This is a genomic window from Frankia sp. Mgl5 (genome assembly GCF_023242985.1).
GTDB lineage: Bacteria > Actinomycetota > Actinomycetes > Frankiales > Frankiaceae > Parafrankia > Parafrankia soli.
In genome coordinates, this window is sequence record NZ_JALKFY010000797.1 from 1 (window position 1) to 18,643 (window position 18,643).

Sequence of the window (18,643 nt, forward strand, 5' to 3'; positions counted from 1 at the left end):
CTCGAACAACTCCCCACAGTGCGGGCGGCGTTCGCCGACGGAACGATCTCCTACTCGAAGGTCCGGGCGATCACCCGAATCGCCGACCCCACCACCGAGCTGCTCTGGCTCGAGCACGCCCTGCACTGCACCGCGAGCCAGCTGGAACGCCTCGTCCGCACCCTCCGGCAGGCCACCGCCGACCCGGCCGACCGTGCCAGGACGCAGGCGGCCCGGCGGGTCTCCTGGCGCACGGACGACGACGGCCTGCTGCACCTGACCGCGGTCCTGCCTCCCGACGAAGGCACCCAACTCATCACGGCACTCGACGCCGCCCGCGCCAGCCTCGACACCACCACCGGCACCAGCCAGTCGCCTCCCGCCAGGGACATCGCCGCCGCCCCACGGGACCGCCGCCGCGACGCCGACGCACTGCTCGCACTCGCCGAAGGATTCCTGCAACAGCCCGCTCCCGGGCTGACCTCACCCGCCCACACGATCACCGTGCACATCGACGCGGCAACCCTGCTCGACACCACACAGCCACACCCCCCACAGCCCGGGCCCGGGTCCCGTGCGGAGATCTCACCCGGAATCGGCCTGTCCCCCACAGCCCTGCGCCGACTCGGCTGCGACGGGCTGATCCGCACCCTGCTCACCGACACCCACGGCAACCCACTGCGGCTCGGCCGACGCCGCCGACTACCGAACCGGCAGCTCCGCGACGCCGTCCACGCCCGAGACAAGGGCACCTGCCAGTACCCGGGCTGCGCCCACACCCGATGGCTGCACATCCACCACCTCATCCCATGGATCGAGGGCGGCGGCACCGACATCGAAAACCTGACCCTCGTCTGCGGCGAACACCACCGCACCCTGCACGACGAGAACATCAAGCTCCGCAGAACCACCACCGGGCGGATCACCGCCCTGCTCCCCGACGGCCGCACGCTCGACCCGGCGCCGCCCACCAATCCAGGGCCCCGACCCGCCGAGGTCCTCACCGAGGCCACCCGGCACGTGGCACCAGAAACGATCGCCACCCGGAACGGCGGCCCGTTCCACCTCGACGACTCGATCCGCGCACTCCTGCGAGATCACGCCGCGTGACCGCCACCCATCCGCCTACCTCATCGGCCCGGGGTGATGCCGAGGGTTCGGGCCACAACGGACAAAGTCGGGCAGGGATATACGTCGAGGCAGGCGGCGCACTTCCCGTCGACGTCGTGGTGCAGCTCGGTGAGCTCGCGGGCGCCGCTGGTCCAGGGGAGGGTGCGTGCCGGGCTCCACTGGGCGATGTGCTCGGCGACCGCGGGCGCGACCCCGGTCATGCCCGCGACCTGCCGGGCGTTCCAGATGGACGCCCCGGGAACATCGCGAGCGGTCTGTTCGAGCTGATCCAGGCGGGCGAGAACATGGGCGCGCAGATCCGTCACGACAACGATCCTGCCGGGGGCCGAAGTCCGGGACGCCGGACCTTCGGCCCGTCGGTGGGATCCGCCGGGGAGCTGTCAGCCGGGGCGGCTCGCGGCCTTCCGTACCGCGGGCGGTGACCATGCTCCGCACAGGACCGCGGGGTCGGGTTCGTAGAGCCGCATCGTGACACCCAGCGGGCCGAGCGGGGCCGGCAGCCAGTTCGATTCCCGAGCGGATCCGGGGGACGCATGCTGGATATGGAGATCGAGCGATCCGTCAGCGTTGTACGTCAGCGGATCCCTGTCTCCGAGGGCGAACCGGTTGAGCCGGTTGGCCACCTGGAAGCCGTGTTCGTCGTACATCGTGATCGACCAGAACGCGGAGACCGGAGGGAGCTCGTCGCGCTCGAAGCGGAGCACGTAGTCGACGGATCCGTCGAGCGGGTCGCCGTCCGCGTCAGTGAGCAGCAGTGGGTAGACGGCTTCCTCCGCGGGGTTGGCGCCGAGACCGATCATCGCGACGGCGGCCCGTTTCATGTAGTAGTTGCCGTAGACGCCGATCGAGTCCGTGTTGGTCTGCCATCCGTTGGACACGGTCGCCATTGTCGAAACTCGCGCGGTCATCGCTTCCTGAGCGGTCCGGGGCACCGCCGCGATGGCATCCCGAACGGCCCGGCCCTGGCGGTTCGGGTCGAAGGACTCGCCGGGAACCAGGCCGAGCACGCGCATTCTCCGGATCTGTGACCAGTCCGTGACATGTGGCGGGTGAAGCTTCATCAGCTCTGCCGCGCGCCTGAAGAACTCCTCGCCGGTCATGGCGTTGATGACGTCCAGGGGCGGCGTCGTCATGTCGATGTCCGGGTCGACAGCCCGGGCGGTCGCGGCGATCGGAGCGCGCCCCCAGTCCGCGAGGTGGGAGAGCTGGAATCCGTCCTGCACCTTGTGGACGGCGTCGTAGTCGGCCTCGCCGTTGGTCTGCGTCCGGCCGATGATCCAGACGTGCGGAGTCGGCGCGTCGATGCGTCCCACGCCCGCCGGCAGGCGCCCGCTCCACCCGGCCGGCACCAGCGCCCAGTCCGCCGCGGCCGTGCCGCTGGAGCGCTTTCCGGGGGTGGCGAAGACATCCGTCCACATGTCGAGAACGGGCAACATGTAGTAGCGATCATCCGTGTCGGGTGCGGAGACCACCACCGGTCCTTCGGTCAGATCCACCCAGGCCGAGGAGTAGAGGGTGTCGAAGTTCGGCCGGACGACCATCCTGAAATCGGCGTCGGGAAACTCCCGGACATGTGCGAACTGGTTCATCGGGGCCCGGCCCGGCGCCGCTCCGGGCTCGACATTGGTGGCTTGGAGTCGGGTCAGCTCCATGGTCACGAGCGGATAGGCGAAAATGTACGCTTCGACTGCGATGGCAGCCACCTGATCCCGCTGTCCGGTCATGAGTTCCTCCCCATTCCGGCTGGCCACCAGACGATGACGGAACGATTCCCCGACGATCTGGGTATCAAGTCTTCCGGCGACGCCTGATCTTCGACATGCCCCTGGTCGCACGCGGGGCATGATCGTCCGCTGTCGGTGGGCACCGGGGCACCGGGGCACCGGGGCACCGGTGCAGCGGGGCAGCGGGGCAGCGGGGCAGCGGGGCAGCGGGGCAGCGGTGGGCGGATGTTGCGGGATCGCCGCTATTGGTGACATGATGCTGTCGTAAATTTTGTCGATCGGAATTAGGGGGATTGATGTATCCTGAGCGTTACGTGACTGACCGGGTCACGTTCGGGGGGCCGCTCCGGACCAGGGTGAACGGTGCCATGTCCCGATGACCGGCTCGTCAGCGGAGGCGACGGCCATCCCGGTGATCGGATCGGACGCGGAGGCGGTCGCCGCGGCACGGCGCTACGCGGAGTCGATCGCCGACACGGTGATCGAACGGGACCGGTCGGCCGCCGTGCCGGTCGAGGCCCTGGCGGCGCTGGACGCCAGCGGTCTGCTCGGCATCACAGTGCCGGCCGAGCACGGTGGCGCGGAGGTGTCACCAAGAACCCTCGCCGAGGTCATCCGCACGATCGCCGCGGTTGATCCGGCCATCGCGCAGATTCCGCAGGGGCACTTCCTGTTCGTCGACGTGCTGACGGTCTGGGGGACGGCGCCACAGCGGCGGCGGCTGTTCGCGGAGATCCTCGCCGGTGCCCGGCTCGGCAGCGGGCTGGCCGAGCGCGGTGGGCGGCACGCACAGGACCTCGGCACCAGGCTTCGCCCGGACGGCACCGGGCTGCGGCTCGACGGGACCAAGTACTACAGCACCGGGTCGATCACCGCGCGGTGGATCGGCGTCAGCGCGCTCGACGAGGCTGACCGCCTGGTGCTGGCGTTCGTCGAACGCGACGCCCCCGGAGTGTCGGTGGACGACGACTGGGACGTCATGGGCCAGCGCGCCACGGTGAGCGGCACGACGACCCTGCGGGCCGTACCGGTCGACCCTTCGCTGGTCATCCCGTACCACCGAGCCTTCGAGGTTCCCCAGCAGTTGGGGGCCCGGGCCCAACTCGTGCACGCCGCGATCCAGGTCGGGATCGCCGGCGGCGCCCTGCGGGACGCCGGTGAGTTCGTCCGCACCCGGGCCCGGCCGTTCTTCGAGGCCGCGCGTGGAGGCTGGGTCGATTCGGCGGCGCAGGATCCGCACACGATTCTGCGCTACGGCCGGCTGGCCACCCGGGTGCGGGCCGCGGAGGAGCTGCTGCGTTGGGCCGCCGACCGGTTGCACGAGGTCGGGCGATCCCCGCGGGACGTGCGGCAGGCCGCGGAAGGCTCGCTCGCGGTGGCCCAGGCGAAGGCGTTCGGCAGTGAGGTAGCCGCCGAGGTGGCCAGCGATCTGTTCGCGCTGTCCGGCGCCAGCGCCACCGACGAGCGCCACGATCTGAGCCGGCACTGGCGCAACGCCCGCACCCACGCCAGCCACGACCCGGTGGACTGGAAGTACCACCACGTCGGGAACTTCCTCCTCAACGACGTGCTGCCCCCCAACCACGGCCAGCTCTGAAGTGGCGACGTCCGGCAATCCCGGCCGGTCCGGAGTGCTTCAGCCAGCGGAGTACAGATGGATTGGTAGCAAGTTGTGTCGAGGGACGTCCTCACCACGTATGAGGCGTTCCATCAGATCGACCGCGCTCTCGGCCAGCCGCGTCGGCTCCTGCACGACCGTGGCCCGTAGCAGGCTGCCAGCGTCGATGAGGGCCCGTGCCTCGCGAGTGCCGTCGACTCCGACAATGGTGGTGATATGGCCGTCCGGTCCCGCCCGGGTGATGGTCATCGCGTCGAGAGCACCGAGGGCCATCTCATCGCTGGTGCAGAAAACGACGTCGACCGGCCGGGATGAGTCCGCGAACTCGGCGAGACGCCGCTGGACGATGTCACGGGCACGGCGGCGGGCGAACTCCCCGGTGTTGTCGACGACAACGTCGACATGACGGTACCGTTCCCGCAGGTCCGCGACGAACCTGTCCTGCCGACCGGTCTGCGTCCGGGATCTTCAGGACGAGATCGTAACCCCTTCGGTCGAGCGACCGCTCGATGTTTCGTAGCAGTTCCGCGAGCCAGTGTTTCTGACTGAACGCCGAGACCACCAGAAAGATCGTGCGCCGCGGCCGGGTAGCCGCCAAGGCCCGGAGGGTCATGATTACACTCCCGACCAGCACGATCAGCGAGCCGAGAAACAGCGCCAGCGGCACCTGCAGGCGGAAGATTTCAGTGTTCGCCAGGCGCGTGACGCCGCTGGTCACGGCCACGAGCGCCAACCCGCCAAGGACGGACGTCACCACCGCGAACGTAATCGGATTCCGGTTCGGATTGAGCATCGCCTCGCCGTGTCCCCCATCCCGCCCTGTCCCGGTCGAGCTGAACTACTGCTCTGACTCCCCGGGGCACCGAAAATCGATGACCTCACTGGATTGGACGGGTCCGGTCACATATGCCAACAGGTGCGTGCCGGCACCGCCGGCTGCCGCGAGAACGGTCCCGTCCGGATGCCAGGCAATCCAGAGCAGCGGGCCTGTCACACGCAGGGCGCAGCGGCACCGGCCGTCCGCGACGTCCCAGATTCTGATCATGCCGTCGCTGCCGGCTGTCGCGAGAACAGTACCGTCCGGAGAGAAGGCGCAGCATTCCACCCAGTGGGTGTGACCGGCGAGTGTGTGGATCACGCGGCCGGTGGCGACCTCCCACAGCCTCGCTGTGTGGTCGTCGCTGGTGGTGGCGAGAAGGGATCCGTCCGGGGAGAAGACGCACCCCATCGGAGCGTCCGTGTGCCCGTTCAGGACGGCGCTTTCGGTGCCGTCCGCGGCGTTCCAGAGCCGTACCGTCCCGTCGCTGCTGGTCGTGGCGATCAGCATTCCGTCCGGGGAGAAGGCACAGCAGTAGACCACGTCCTTGTGACCGATGAACACGACGCGCGGGTCACCGTCCGCGACGTTCCAGACCCGTGCCGTCCAGTCCTGGCCGCTGGTCGCGAGCATGGTTCCATCGGGGGAGAAGGCGCAGGTCCGGACCCAGCCGGTGTGGCCGGTCAGACGCGCCTTCTCCCGCCCGCCGGGAAGTTCCCACAGCCGGGCCGTGCCGTCGTTTCCGGTGGTGGCGAGCAGCGCGCCGTCGGGGGAGAAGGCACACCCCCTGATTCCTTCGGCGTGGCTGTCGAAGGAGGCGACCTCCACCTGGTCGGCGAGCCGTCGCAGCTGGACGGCGCCGTCGATCGTGGCGGTGGCGAGCAGGGAGCCGTCAGGCGAGAACGCGCACGTGGTCGCTCGGCTGGTCTGGCCGGTCAGCACTGCCCGCACCGAGGCGTCCGCGACGTTCCAGATCCGGACCGTCTGGTCGTGGCTGGTGGTGGCGAGCATGGTTCCGTCGGGGGAGAAGGCGCAGCCCCGCACCGAGCCGCCGTGCCCGGTGAGGACCGCCCGTTCGGTCGCGGCCGTGAGGTTCCAAAGCCGGGCTGTTCCGTCATACCCGGTGGTGGCCAGCAACCGCCCGTCCGGAGAGAAGGCACATCCCCAGACCCGGCTGGTGTGGGCGGCCAGCACCGCGGACACTCCGCCGTCAGCGATGTTCCAGATCCTGGCGGTCTGATCGTCGCTGACGGTCGCGAGCACGGTGCCGTCCGGGGAGAACACGCAGTCGCGGACGGCACCCTGATGGCCGTCCAGCACCCGGGCCGGGGAGCCGTCGGCGACGTTCCACAGCCTGACCGACCGGTCGCTGCCGACGGTGGCCAGCAGCCGTCCGCCCGGGGAGAAGGCACAGCCCCACACGTCACCGTCGTGCCCCGCAAGGGCCCGGAGCTCATGGCCGCCTGCTACCTCCCACAGCCGCACCGCGCCGTCCTGGCCGGTCGTGGCGAGCACGGTGCCGTCCGGGGAGAAGGCGCAGCCGGTCACGGGACCCGGATGGGCCAGCACCGAGCGCGCGCTGCCGTCGGCGAGGTCCCACAGCCGTACCGAGTGATCGGCGCTGGCCGTCGCGAGCAGGGTGTCGTCAGGGGAGAACGTGCACGCCCAGACGGCGCCGGTGTGCCCGGTGAACACCGCGCGAGGGGACGCCTCGGTGATGTTCCACAGCTGCACCGTGCCGTCGTCGCTGGCGGTGGCGAGCCGCCCGCCGCCGGCCGAGAACGCGCAGCTGTAGATGCCGCCCGCGTGGCCGGCGGCGGGCGGGCCCGGCCGGGTCGGGTCGGGCCGCTCGGGTGGCGGCCACGCGGGTTCGAGCCGTGGTAGCGGCAGCGTGGCGCGATAGCGCTCCAGCGCGGTGCCCAGGTCGGGCAGCCCGTGGAGCCTGCTGGCCAGGATCGCGCCGAGGGCCGTGGGCGGGTCGATCGGCCCCAGCAGGTGGTCGGAAAGCCGCAGCTGCGCGGCCAGCGCTACAGAAAGCGGAGTGGCCGCGAGGTCGAGGTCCGCCACGACGCCGACGGCGGATCCCATCCGCCGAGTCCGGGCCTCGACCCATCGCAGATCGGTGACGAGGGTCACGAGATCGTCGTGACGGCCGGCTTCGGCCAGGTGACGGGGCAGGAACCGCCACAGGTAGCCGAGGTCTTCAGGGAGTCGCCACCATGGAGTGCGGCCGTCCTCGGCCGGGCCGGGCAGCAGGCCCGCGGCCGCGTCGACCAGGCGGGCATGCGCCCCGGCCTGGTCGTCGACGTGCTGGCGCAGGTAGGCGCGGATCACATCGTGCAGGACCAGTCGCGGGCCGGGCGGGTCCAGCCGGTAGTCGGCGACCAGGCCGAGCCCGGTCAGGTTCTCGCAGACGGTGTCGAGCCGGCGGCCTGGCCAGAGCAGCGCGAGAACGTTCAACGGGATGTCGACGTCCTCGGGAAAGATCGCGAGGCTGAGGTAGCACTCACGGTCAGACGGCGCGGTCAGGCCCAGGCTCGCCTCCACGGTCGCCGCGACGGCCCGGGCGCGTTCTGAAGGCCGCGCCGGATCGAGTGCGGCAGGGCCGTGGGCGGCCAGCAGACGCAGGATCTCCTCGGCGGCGAGGCCGGGCTGTTGCCCGCGAGCCACCTTGCGGCGCAGTACGCCGTTGACGAGGTTCAACAGCACCGGCCAGCGGCCCGCCACCGTGGCCAGCCGATCCACCGCCCCGGCGGGCAGGCCACCGACCCCGTCGATGACCAGATTTCTCGCCTGCTCACCGGACATGACGTCCACCGTGATCCGAGGCCCGTCAGGGGGGAGCATCTCCGGGATCCGGGTGGTCACCAGGCGGGTGCACACGCGGCCGCCGATGCGGAACGGCCGAAGCTGCTGGCTCGCCCAGACGTCGTCGACGACCAGGAGCACCGGCTCCCGCTCGTCGAGCAGCCGACCGAGCTCGGCGCCGGCCGCGTTCGGATCGGAGATCGCCGGGCGGCTGCCGGTCAGAACGAAGGCCAGGTCGTTCACCCGCTCGGCGAGGCCGGCGCCGTCAACCTCCTGACCCAGCGTCACCCACAGCAGGCCGCCGGGGAACCGGCGGTCGATCTCCATCCGGTGGCACGCCCAGGTCGCCAAGGTCGTCTTGCCGAAGCCGCCGGCGCCCTGCAGCGCGGTGATCAGCCCGGCTTCGGTCGGCCCGGGTGCGTGCAGCGCCGCGATCAGCTGGTCACCCAGCTCCGGTCGCTCCACCATCCGGTCCAACGGCGGGGCCATCCAGGGCCGGCGCTGGGCGGTCGGCCCGCCGCCGGTTCCGGGCTCCCGGTGCCGCTGGGCGGTCTCGTCGCCTGCGGGCCGATGCCCGTGCCGTCGCAGCTCGTACAGCGCGTGGAGCACCGCCTCACCCAGCTCGTCGGGGGTGGCCACTGTCTTGACGATGACCTCCGCCTGACGGAGACGTTCGCGGAATCCGTCCACCGCGCTGCCGTCCCGGTCCACCAACGACCGCGGTACCGGTATCTCCTCGTCCAGCAGAAAGACCAGGCGCGGCAGCCCGGCCGCCGTGGCGGTATTGAACTCCAGCTCGGTGTACGACACACCGTCCGGCTCACCGGGCACCCGCGAGCCATAGCGGAACCCCACAACCGCCAGGTACACGTCGCATTTCCGGACCTGTTGTTGGCAGTACTCCGCCGGCGGCTGCCCGCGTGCGGCGAACTGCGCCATGTCGACCGGGCGCGCTTCGGCTCGTAACACCGCCTCGACCGCGGCCTGGACAAAGGACCGGTCCCGCGGGAACGCGGCCATATCAGAGGTATGGCTGATGAAGACGGTTCCCCTGCCGGCCACAACCCGCACGCTACTCCGGGAGCTGCCGCGGTTCGACAGATGGAAGGTGAAGAGTTCTACCAGCCGATCGGATTCAGTGTAGGGAGAGCCTCCGGGTCGATAGGTTGGTCGGCATGACGACGAGCGGCCTGCCGCGCGTCCGCGTCGCCCAGGCCGCCGACGCGGAGCAGATCGCGCGTCTGCTCCGGGCGTTCAACGCGGAGTACGACGAGCCGGCGCCCGAACAGGGCTGGCTCGCGGATCGGGTCGCGCTGTTGCTCGGCCAGGGCGCTACGGCCGTGCTGCTCCTCGAGGCGTCCGCGGACCGGGACGACGCGGACGGGCTCGCCCTGACACGGTTCCGGCCCTCGCTGTGGGACGACGCCGACGAGTGCTACCTGGCCGAGCTGTACGTCCGGCCCGCGCTGCGGGGTCGCGGGCTGGGCCGGATCCTGCTCACGGCGACGATGGAGCACGCGAGCCGGCGTGGGGCGACGTACATGGACCTGACGACGACCAACGCCGACACCGCCGCCGTCGCGCTGTACGAGAGCGTCGGCTTCGACCGCCACGAACGCCGCGGCCCGGGCACGGACTCGTACTACTTCGAAATAGATCTGCCCGGCCCTGACAGCTGAGGTGGCGCGCACGCGGGGAACCGCGCGGTACGCCATGGCACTCGGGCACCGTCGGCGCCACGTAAAAGGCTTTGTTCCAGTACGGCACATATGCTGTTCGCGATATGGTGGAAGTCCCGGCGAACAGGCTGTGTGCCGAGTCGGGACGGCGGTCGACATCGACGCTTGTCCCATTGCGGACGTCAGTTTATTCTGTCGCCGGGCCGGCCCATCCCCGATGCGGATCGAAAAGCAGAGACCGAGGAGCGCGGAATGACAAGGACGTCGACGCCGGCGCCGAATGCGGGAACCATCACCGACCTGGAGGCCGCGGTCAGGCAGGAGCGCGCCGGGCGGGTGGCGATTCATGCCGACGAGCTGCCGCCGATCCCGGGGCTCGCCATCACGGACCATCTCGTTCCCGGCTCCGATGACGACGTGAAGGTACGGGTGCGTGTTTACCGCCCCGAAGGCCGGTCGTCCCCGCTGCCGCTGGCCGTGTACATGCACGGGGGCGCCTTCGTGCTCGGCAGCCTCGACATGGTTCATCAGGGCGTCGCTCAACTGGCTCTCGGTACCGGGGCGGTGATCGTGTCGGTCGGGTACCGTCTCGCCCCCGAGCATCCTTTCCCCGCCGGCCTCAACGACTGCTACAGCGCCCTGCATTGGGCCTCGGCGCACGCCGAGGAGCTGGGTGCCGATCCGGCCCGGATCGGGCTGGCCGGGGTCAGCGCGGGTGCGACCCTGGCATTGGGGGTGGCCCTGCTGACCCGCGACCGCGGCGGGCCGGCGGTGCGTTTCCAGAGCGTGGTCATGCCCACTACGGACGACCGGCTGGAGACACCTTCCATGCGGGACGCCGTCGACACCCCGGTCTGGAACCGCCCGCTCGCCGTCCAGTGCTGGCGTCTCTACCTCGGCGAGGGCGTGACCGAGGCCGACCAGTATGCGGCTCCCGCCCGGGCCGACGACCTCACCGGGCTGCCCCCGACCTACCTCGCCGTCGGCGGCGAGGACCCGCTGCGCGATGAGGGGATCCTTTTCGCGCTGCGGCTCATGCAGGCGGGGGTGCCGGTTGATCTGCACGCCTACGCGGGCGCGGCGCACGGTTTCCGCGACCTGGACATCGACACCGCGCGGCGCGCCCAGGAGGAGCAGATCTGGGCCCTACGGCGCGGCCTGGCCGCCGACTGACCGGATGTCCTCGTCTCCTCTCAGGACGGGCAAAAACAGATCGCTAAGTGTCGACCGCTAAAAGCCCGCTAATTCCGTGATTCATCAGCGTGCTGCCGGAGGATAATCCTGCTCGCGTCCCACGATGACCGAGGTGTCAGTCCGGGTAGTGGCAGGCGACCTGGTGATCGGGCACGGCCATCCGCAGGGCCGGTTGCTCCGCCGCGCATCGGGGGCGGGCTCGGGGGCAGCGGGTGCGGAACCGGCAGCCGCTCGGTGGTCGCAGTGGGGAGGGGATCTCGCCGGGCTCCGGCCCGTCGGTCTCCTCCGCCGGGCCGTCGAGCGAGGGGACGGCCTCGAGCAGCATGCGGGTGTAGGGGTGCCGGGGCCGGGCGTAGAGATCGTCGGCCGGTGCCAGCTCGCAGATCCTGCCCAGGTACATGACCCCGACCCGGTCGCTGACCTGTCTGACGACGGCGAGGTCGTGGGCGATGAACAGGAGGCTGAGCCGGCGGTCCCTCCTGGTGTCCTCCAGGAGGTTGAGGATCTGTGCCTGCACCGAGACATCCAGTGCCGACACCGGCTCGTCGCAGACGAGCAGCGAGGGGGAGAGCACGAGGGCGCGGGCGAGCGCGACCCGCTGGCACTGGCCGCCGGACAGCTCGGCGGGCCGCCGCCGGGCGACGGCCGCCGGGTCGAGGCCGACGGCCGACAGGGCCTCCTCGACCAGCCGGTCCCAGGGGCGCGGGACCCGGTGGACCGCCAGGCCCTCGGCGACGATCTCGCCGACGGTGCGGCGGGGGCTCAGGGAGGACACCGGGTCCTGAAAGATCATCTGAAGGTGCGGGCGGACCCGGCGCAGCCGCCGTGCCGACAGCGCGGTCAGCTCCTGCCCGTCGAACTCGACGTGCCCGGAGCTCGGGTGGCGCAGCATCATCACGGCCCGGGCGGTCGACGACTTGCCGCAGCCGGACTCCCCGACGAGCCCGAGGGTCTCCCCGCGCCGGACGTCGAAGCTGACCCCGCTCACGGCCCGCACGGTCCCCCGTCCCGGCGCGCGGTACTCCACCACGAGGTCACGTACCCGCAGCAGGACGTCCGGTTCAGTCAACGTGGCTCCCGCGGGACGTCCGGGCCGGGCGGCGGGCTGTCGAGGGGATGGAAGCAGGCGACCGCGCGGTGCTCGCCGTCGCCCGCGGACCCGAGGATGGGGTCCTCCCGCCGGCAGCGCGCCTGGGCCCGGGGGCAGCGCGGCGCGAACCGGCAGCCGGGGCGGGGGTCCAGGGTCGCGGCGGGCCGGCCGGGGATCGTGGCCAGCCGGCTGTGGCCTGGCCGGTCCAGGCGGGGGATCGAGGCGAGCAGCGCGGCGGTGTAGGGGTGGTGCGGCGCGCGGATGACCGCCCGGGTCGGCCCGGTCTCCACGACCCGTCCCGCGTACATCACCAGGAGCCGTTCGGTCCGGCCGGCGACCAGCGCGAGGTCGTGGGTGATGAGAACCAGCCCCATGCCCGCACCGCGCCGCAGGCCGGCGAGCAGGTCGAGGATCTGGCGCTGGACGGTGACGTCCAGGGCGGTGGTCGGCTCGTCGGCCAGCAGCACCCGCGGTCCGCAGGCGATGGCGAGCGCGACGCAGGCCCGCTGGCGCATCCCGCCGGACAGCTCGTGCGGGTAGCTGCGGGCACGCCGTGCGGGGTCGGGTATGCCGACCCGGCGGAGCAGATCGACGGCCTCCTCGCGCGCGGGACGGCGGTCCATTCCACGGCGCAGCCGCAGCGTCTCGGTGAGCTGCCGCCCGACCCGCGTCACCGGGTTCAGGGACGTCGCCGAGTCCTGGAACACCATCGCGATGCCGGAGCCGAGCACCTCTCGCAGTTCCTCGGGGCCGGCGGTGAGCAGGTCGCGGCCGGCGAACCACACCGAGCCGGTCGTGCGGGCGGTCGGCGGGGCCAGGCCCATCAGCGTGCGAGCCAGCATCGACTTGCCCGAGCCGGACTCGCCCACGATGCCGAGGGCCTCACCGGGGGCGAGCGCGAAGGAGACCCCGTCGACGGCGCGCAGCCGGCCGGCCGGCACCGGCAGCGTGGTGGTGACGTCCCGTGCGGTCAGCAGCGTCATCGCAGTCCCGAGACGCGGGTGTCGAAGCGGCGGCGGGCCCGGTCACCGACGATCGTGAACGCGGCCACGGTCAGGAACACGCAGCTGGCGGGGACGAAGACCAGGAACGGCTCGCCCTGCAGGTACGGTCGACCATCGTTGATCATTCCGCCCCAGCTCGGGGACGGCGGGGGCACGCCGAGGCCCAGGAAGCTCAGCGACGCCTCGGCCACGACCGCGAACGCCAGGTACACGAAGGCGAACGGCGCCACCCGCAGGACGACCTCCGGCAGCAGCTCGCGGCGCAGGATGCGGCCCGGTCCCGCGCCCAGCGCCCGCGCCGCCTCCACGTGCGGGCGGTCGACGAACGCAAGCGTGTTCGCGCGGGCCAGCCGGGCGAAGCTCGGTATCCCCACGAGTGCGAGGCCGAGGACGACGGTGCCGGTGCCGCGCCGTCCGACGGAGGCGACCGCCAGCAGCAGCACCAGGGCGGGCACCGCCAGCAGGGCGTCGAGGACCAGGCTGATCGCGGTGTCCAGCCAGCGCCGGAAGAAGCCGGCGGCGAGCCCGGCCATCAGCCCGGCGCCCATCGCCAGCGCGGTCGATCCCACCCCGACGATGAGCGATTCCCGCGCGCCGTGGACCACCCGGGACGCCGCACTGCGGCCGATGGCGTCGGTGCCCAGGAACTCCGGGGCCCAGCCGGGTGGCGTCCGCGCGTCGAGGCCGGGGACGATCGCCCCGTACGGGCGCAGCGGCAGCACGTCGGCGAGCGCCGCGGCGGCCACGACCAGGGTGATCCAGGCGAGGGCGAGAACGAGGGAGACGCCCCCGCCGGAGCCGGCCGGTCCGAAGGTGTCCGGGCCGGCGTCGGTCGTGGTCGTGCTGGTGACGTCCGTGCTGGTTACGGTCATGCGGGCCGCACCCGGACCCTGGGGTCGAGGTAGCCGTAGAGGACGTCGGTGACGGCGGTGGCCACGCAGTACACGACCGCCATGAACATCACGACCCCCTGGACCACCGGCACGTCCTTCGCGACGACGCTGGTGACGACGAGCTGGCCGATCCCGGGCAGTGCGAAGAGGACCTCCACGACCACCGCCCCGCTGATCAGCTGCCCGACGCTGAGCCCGGTCAGGGTGACCAGGGAGAACGACGAGGGCCGCAGCGCGTGCCGGAACAGGATGCGGCGGACGGGCAGCCCCCGGGAGCGGGCGGTGAGGATGAAGTCCTCCTGGAGGGTGGCGATCATGTCCGCGCGCAGCATCCGCGAGTAGGTGGGCACCAGAGCGAGGGCCAGCGTGGTCACCGGCAGGACGGCGTGCCGCAGGTTCTCGCCCAGACCGTCCGCGGGCGCCACCCAGCCGGTGGCGGGCAGCCCGCCGACCTGCAGCGCGAGCAGGTAGACCAGGAACAGCGCCAGCACGAACGGCGGGGTCGAGATCAGCGCGGAGGAGACCATCGACCAGGAGCGGTCCGCCCAGCCGTCCGCCCGGTGCGCGGTGAGCACCCCGACCGGCACCGAGATGACCAGTGCCACGGCGAGGGCGAGCGGCACCAGCTCGCCGGTCACCTTCATCCGCTGCCCCACCGAGGTGAGGACGGGCTCGCCGGTCAGGTACGAGGTGCCGAAGTCGCCGCGCACCACCCCGCTCATCCAGTGCCAGTAGCGGGTGGCGAACGGGTCGTCGAGGTGGAACGTCCGGTGGACGGCGGAGATCTGGTCGGCGCTCGCCTGATCGCCCAGGAGGGCGAAGGCGGGGTCGCCGGGGGTCAGCTCGAGCAGCAGCGAGACCCCCAGGCCGACCAGGAGCAGCACCGCGGCGGCCCGCAGCAGTCTCGGCACGACCAGCCGGACGGTGGTGCCGCCGCGGTGCTCGCTCATCGGATCACCCCGCCCCGGTCAGCCGGGTGATGTCGAGCACGCCGTCGTTGATGATCGGGAGCTTCCCCTCGCCGAAGGCCGTCGCGGAGTGGAGGTACTGGCCGGGCAGGCGGTAGAGCGGGCCGGCGAGTGGCAGCTCGTCCGCGAGGATCCGCTGCGCGGTCTCGTACGCCCGAACGCGGACGGCGGTGTCCCGGGACTGCTGCCCCTCGCGCAGCGCGGCGTCGAGGTCCGGGTTCGAGAACTTGCCGTAGTTGTTCGGGCCGCCGGTGCCCAGGTTCAGGGCCAGCTGCGGGTAGGGGTCCACGAAGCGCGGGGTGCCGGTGAGCGTGGCCTGGAAGCCGCCCTGGAGCACGGGCAGCGTCTGGGCCATCGCGTCGACCTTCACGCTGACGTTCCGGAAGCCTCCGAGGGTGGACTGCACCCACTCGGCGACGTTGCTGAAGTTCAGCGGCGAGACGATGGTGAACTGGACCGGCCTGCCCGCGGCCGCCAGCTCGTCGAACAGTGCCTGGGCCTTCGCCCGGTCCGGGCGGGGCAGCGGCACGTCGCTGTGCAGCGGCGAGTCCTCGCGCAGGAACGTGGACGGGACGTTGGCGGTTCCGTCGAACAGGGCCTTGTTCAGTGCCTGCGCATCGAGGGCGTAGGCGACGGCCCGGCGGGCCCGGATGTCGTCGAAGGGAGCCTTGGTGACGTTGAACAGCAGGTTGAGCCCGCCGTCGCTGAACGCCTTCTCGTTGACCAGCCCCGCCTCGGACGCGGTGATGCCGGTGCGTAGGTTCGCGGAGAAGGCGATGTCCGCGCCCCCCGCGAGCAGGGTGTTGTAGCGCTGCGTCTCGTCCGGGACGGACCTGACGACGATCGTGTCGTAGTGCGCCTGGACCGACGAGGCCGGGTTGCGGACCAGCGTCAGGTGGTCGTTGCGCAGCCACTCCTTGGCGGTGAACGCCCCGGCTCCGACCGGCGCGGTCTTGAACCCGTCGCCCTTGGCGCGCAGCGCGGTGGGGGAGCCGACGAAGGTCAGCGGGGTCTGCGCGACCAGCCGGGGGAACTGGCCGTCGGCCTCCTTCAGCGTGATCCGCAGGGTCGTCGGGTCCACGACGGTGAACGACTCGATCCGCTGCGCGATCTTGGCGCTGGGCGACTTGCGGGCGGGATCGGCCAGCAGGCTCCAGTTGTCCCGGACCGCGGCGGCGTCCAGCGGGGTGCCGTCGCTGAACCGCAGCCCCTCGTGCAGCCGCAGTGTCCAGGTCAGCGAGTCGTCGGAGTCGAGGGAGGTGGCCAGGCGGTAGTCCAGTTCGGCCGCCGGGGTGAGCGCGACCAGGGCGTCGAACACGGCGAGGCGCTCGATCGACCCGGAGATCATCTGCAGCCCGAACCCGCTGTCGGTGGACAGGTCGAGCGGTTCGGTGGGCCACAGGACGGTGAGAGTCCCGCCTTGCGTCGCCGGCGCGGTCCCGTCGGCGGCGGTGGAGCCTCCGCAGGCCGCGAGCTGGCTGACGGCCAGCGCGGCCAGCACGGCCGCCGCGGCGGTCCGCAACCGTCGGGCGGACGAGGATGATCGGAGGGGTCTTGGCGGGCGTCCGCGTCTCATGGTTCGACTGCTCCGGGTGGCTCTGGGTGCTCTGGGTGATCTGGTCGGGGCGCGGGGCGCGTGGCCTGGCGGGCGGGGCTCAGTCGGCTCGCGGGAGCCGCCATTCCTCGGCGAGCAGCTCGTAGGAGCGCAGCCGGTCGGCCTGGTCGAAGGTCGTGGTCGTCACCAGCAGCTCGTCGGCGTCGAAGCGGTCGCGCACCTCGCGCAGCCCGGCGGCGACGTGCTGGGGCGTCCCGACCAGCCGGGCTCGACCCAGGTCGGCGACCAGCTCGCGGTCCGCCGGCTCCCACCGGAACGCGGACGCCTCCTCGGGCGTGGGGAAGACGGTCGGCTCGCCGACGCGGTTGGCCAGGCTCCACCGGTCGTGGCCGACCGCCGCCCGCCGGGCGGACTCGTCGTCCGGCCCGACCACCACATCCGCCGTGACGATCACATAGGGGCGGGCCAGGGTCTCCGACGCGCGGAACGCCTTCCGGTAGGCCGCGACCGAGTCCGCCGTGGTGGACGGGCTCGCGTGGTAGTTCGTCGCGTAGGGCAGGCCCAGCCGGCCGGCGACCTCCGCGCTCTCACCGGCGGTGCGCCCGAGGATCCAGACCGCGACATCGGCCCGGCGGCCGGGGACGGCGTGGACCCGCAGGTCACCGGCGCGGCGGGTGCCGTCGAGCAGGGCCACGACCTCGACCACCTGGTCGAGGTAGTCGGGGCTGTTGAGTGGATTGAGCGGCAGCAGCAGCCGGTGCAGGGCGAACAGATCCGAGCCACGCAGCCGGGGGTACGGCGGGGCGGGCTCCGCGGGCTCTGCGGGCTCGGTCGGCTCCGCCTGCGCGCTGCCGGTGCTCGCCCCGCCGTCGCCGGCGGGCGCCGGGGGATGCCAGCCGGCGCGGCCCAGGCCCAGGTCGAGCCGGCCCGGGTGGAGCGCGTCGAGCAGGCCCCACTCCTCCGCGACGGACAGCGCGGTGCGGTGGCCCAGCTGCAGGGAGCCGGAGCCGACACGGACGCGGGTGGTGGCGTCGGCCACCAGTGCGGTCAGCAGGGTCGACGAGAGCCCGGCCGTGCTCGGGTTCACGTGGTGCTCGGTGACCCAGTACCGGTGGTAGCCGAGCCGGTCGGTGTGCCGGGCCAGGCCGAGGCTGTTGCGCAGCGCGTCCGCGACGCTCTCGCCCGCACTGACGGGGACGAGGTCGAGCACGCCCAGTGGCACGTCGTTCGCGGGCCGGGGTTGGGGGTCCGTACCAGTCACGGGAGTCAACCTCGCTACAGAAGGATGAACTGCTCAGTGCAGTAGAACTTATCCTCTATACCCATCGACTTGGTGGTAAATGCCAAGGTTGGAGGGCTGTGGCCGTGCGCCGGCCCGGTCCGTCGGGGCCGGGCGGCCCGCCGCCGTCGTCCGCGTAGGGTGGGCCGGTGCGCAGTGCGAAGGTCGCGAAGCCGGCTGCAGCGGCGGAGACGGCTGGAAGCGTCGGCACACGGGGCAGGATCGACAAGCGGCAGGCGATCCTGGACGCCGCCTTCGCCGTCTTCGCGCGCGAGGGTTACGCGCAGGCGAGCATTGACATGATCGCCTCCGAGGCCGGCGTGGCGAAGCCGACGATCTACAACCATCTCGGCGGCAAGGAGAACCTGTTCCGGCACGCGATGGCGGCCGCGGCGGACAGGACCACAGCCAAGACCCTTGCCGTCGTCAGCCGGCTCACCGCCGACGTGGCCGACCTGCCCACGGCGTTCACCGACGTCGGTCGCGCGCTGCTGGAGTGCTACTGCGCCGCTGATTCCTGGGCGCTGCGCCGCCTGCTGCACGCCGAGATCGTCCGGTTCCCGGACCTGTTCGACATGATCGGCGCCAACGGGCCGAACCAGGTGGGGGAGGCGTTCGCGGACCGGCTGGCCCGGCTCGCGCTCGCCGGCCGGCTGCGGCTGGCCGACCCGGTCGAGGCGGCCGAGCAGTTCCTCGCGCTGCTCACCGGCCCGGTCGCGCACCGTTCCGCGCTGGGCACCCGCCCGTTCGACGACACCCAGATCCAGCACACCGCGCGGGCCGCGACCGCCACCTTCCTGCGTGCCTTCGCCGCCGCGGCGCCGGCCGAGGTGCCGCCGGCCGAGGCCCCGTAGCGAGACGTCCCGCCGGGTGCGCCAGGTGCGCCGATAGAGGATGATCGCTC

16 protein-coding genes are annotated in these 18,643 nt (G+C 71.9%); 5 read left to right on the top strand and 11 right to left on the bottom strand.

All coding sequences use genetic code 11. The features are described from left to right. Positions 1 to 1,089, top strand: a 1,089-nt coding sequence (locus MXD62_RS28040; protein WP_248832392.1) for an HNH endonuclease signature motif containing protein, incomplete at its 5' end; no start/stop codon positions are given. 20 nt (positions 1,090 to 1,109) lie between these two features. On the opposite strand, the gene MXD62_RS28045 is transcribed toward MXD62_RS28040, so the two are convergent. After that, positions 1,110 to 1,415, bottom strand: a complete 306-nt coding sequence (locus tag MXD62_RS28045; protein ID WP_248832393.1) for a DUF6221 family protein — start codon at positions 1,413 to 1,415, stop codon at positions 1,110 to 1,112. 75 nt (positions 1,416 to 1,490) lie between these two features. Next, the gene (locus tag MXD62_RS28050; RefSeq protein ID WP_248832394.1) at positions 1,491 to 2,834 is read right to left on the bottom strand and encodes a DUF1254 domain-containing protein; all 1,344 of its coding nucleotides are present in this window, start codon (positions 2,832 to 2,834) and stop codon (positions 1,491 to 1,493) included. A gap of 376 nt (positions 2,835 to 3,210) precedes the next feature. Between MXD62_RS28050 and MXD62_RS28055 the strand changes: the two genes are divergently transcribed. Continuing rightward, a complete protein-coding gene (locus tag MXD62_RS28055) occupies positions 3,211 to 4,431 on the top strand; it encodes an SfnB family sulfur acquisition oxidoreductase (protein ID WP_248832395.1) in 1,221 nt (406 codons plus the stop codon). Positions 4,432 to 4,470: 39 nt separating this feature from the next. Here MXD62_RS28055 and MXD62_RS28060 read toward each other — a convergent pair whose 3' ends face one another. Genes MXD62_RS28060 through MXD62_RS28070 form a run of 3 tightly spaced genes read right to left on the bottom strand, consistent with a single transcriptional unit; the run spans position 4,471 to position 9,148 of the window. Then, complete coding sequence (locus MXD62_RS28060; RefSeq protein WP_248832423.1) at positions 4,471 to 4,875, bottom strand: substrate-binding domain-containing protein; 405 nt, start codon at positions 4,873 to 4,875, stop codon at positions 4,471 to 4,473. Continuing rightward, positions 4,802 to 5,245 carry a hypothetical protein gene (locus tag MXD62_RS28065; RefSeq protein ID WP_248832396.1) on the bottom strand — a complete coding sequence of 148 codons (444 nt, stop codon included), beginning with the start codon at positions 5,243 to 5,245 and terminating at the stop codon, positions 4,802 to 4,804. Before MXD62_RS28065 ends, MXD62_RS28060 begins: the two co-directional genes overlap by 74 nt. Positions 5,246 to 5,290: 45 nt before the next feature. Beyond that, complete coding sequence (locus MXD62_RS28070) at positions 5,291 to 9,148, bottom strand: DUF4062 domain-containing protein (RefSeq protein WP_308301341.1); 3,858 nt, start codon at positions 9,146 to 9,148, stop codon at positions 5,291 to 5,293. Positions 9,149 to 9,252: 104 nt separating this feature from the next. On the opposite strand from MXD62_RS28070, the gene MXD62_RS28075 reads away from it, so the two are divergent. Further along, the gene (locus MXD62_RS28075) at positions 9,253 to 9,756 is read left to right on the top strand and encodes a GNAT family N-acetyltransferase (RefSeq protein ID WP_248832397.1); all 504 of its coding nucleotides are present in this window, start codon (positions 9,253 to 9,255) and stop codon (positions 9,754 to 9,756) included. 252 nt (positions 9,757 to 10,008) lie between these two features. Further along, positions 10,009 to 10,929: an alpha/beta hydrolase gene (locus MXD62_RS28080; RefSeq protein WP_248832398.1), complete on the top strand. Its 921-nt coding sequence runs from the start codon at positions 10,009 to 10,011 to the stop codon at positions 10,927 to 10,929. A gap of 136 nt (positions 10,930 to 11,065) precedes the next feature. Here the strand turns inward: MXD62_RS28080 and MXD62_RS28085 are convergent, their stop codons facing one another. From MXD62_RS28085 to MXD62_RS28110, 6 genes are all read right to left on the bottom strand, one after another. After that, complete coding sequence (locus MXD62_RS28085; protein ID WP_248832399.1) at positions 11,066 to 12,019, bottom strand: ABC transporter ATP-binding protein; 954 nt, start codon at positions 12,017 to 12,019, stop codon at positions 11,066 to 11,068. Continuing rightward, positions 12,016 to 13,023, bottom strand: coding sequence for an ABC transporter ATP-binding protein (locus MXD62_RS28090; RefSeq protein ID WP_248832400.1), 1,008 nt, complete (start codon positions 13,021 to 13,023; stop codon positions 12,016 to 12,018). The genes MXD62_RS28085 and MXD62_RS28090 overlap by 4 nt, the downstream gene beginning before the upstream one ends. Then, complete coding sequence (locus MXD62_RS28095; RefSeq protein ID WP_248832401.1) at positions 13,020 to 13,916, bottom strand: ABC transporter permease; 897 nt, start codon at positions 13,914 to 13,916, stop codon at positions 13,020 to 13,022. Before MXD62_RS28095 ends, MXD62_RS28090 begins: the two co-directional genes overlap by 4 nt. Continuing rightward, entirely contained in the window at positions 13,913 to 14,887 is a 975-nt protein-coding gene (locus MXD62_RS28100) for an ABC transporter permease (RefSeq protein ID WP_248832402.1), read from the bottom strand. The genes MXD62_RS28095 and MXD62_RS28100 overlap by 4 nt, the downstream gene beginning before the upstream one ends. Positions 14,888 to 14,891: 4 nt before the next feature. After that, entirely contained in the window at positions 14,892 to 16,427 is a 1,536-nt protein-coding gene (locus MXD62_RS28105) for an ABC transporter substrate-binding protein (protein ID WP_248832403.1), read from the bottom strand. A 133-nt stretch (positions 16,428 to 16,560) separates the two neighbouring features. Then, entirely contained in the window at positions 16,561 to 17,721 is a 1,161-nt protein-coding gene (locus MXD62_RS28110) for an LLM class flavin-dependent oxidoreductase (protein WP_248832404.1), read from the bottom strand. Between the two features lie 167 nt (positions 17,722 to 17,888). Between MXD62_RS28110 and MXD62_RS28115 the strand changes: the two genes are divergently transcribed. Beyond that, positions 17,889 to 18,593, top strand: coding sequence for a TetR/AcrR family transcriptional regulator (locus MXD62_RS28115; RefSeq protein ID WP_248832405.1), 705 nt, complete (start codon positions 17,889 to 17,891; stop codon positions 18,591 to 18,593). Positions 18,594 to 18,643 lie beyond the last annotated feature (50 nt).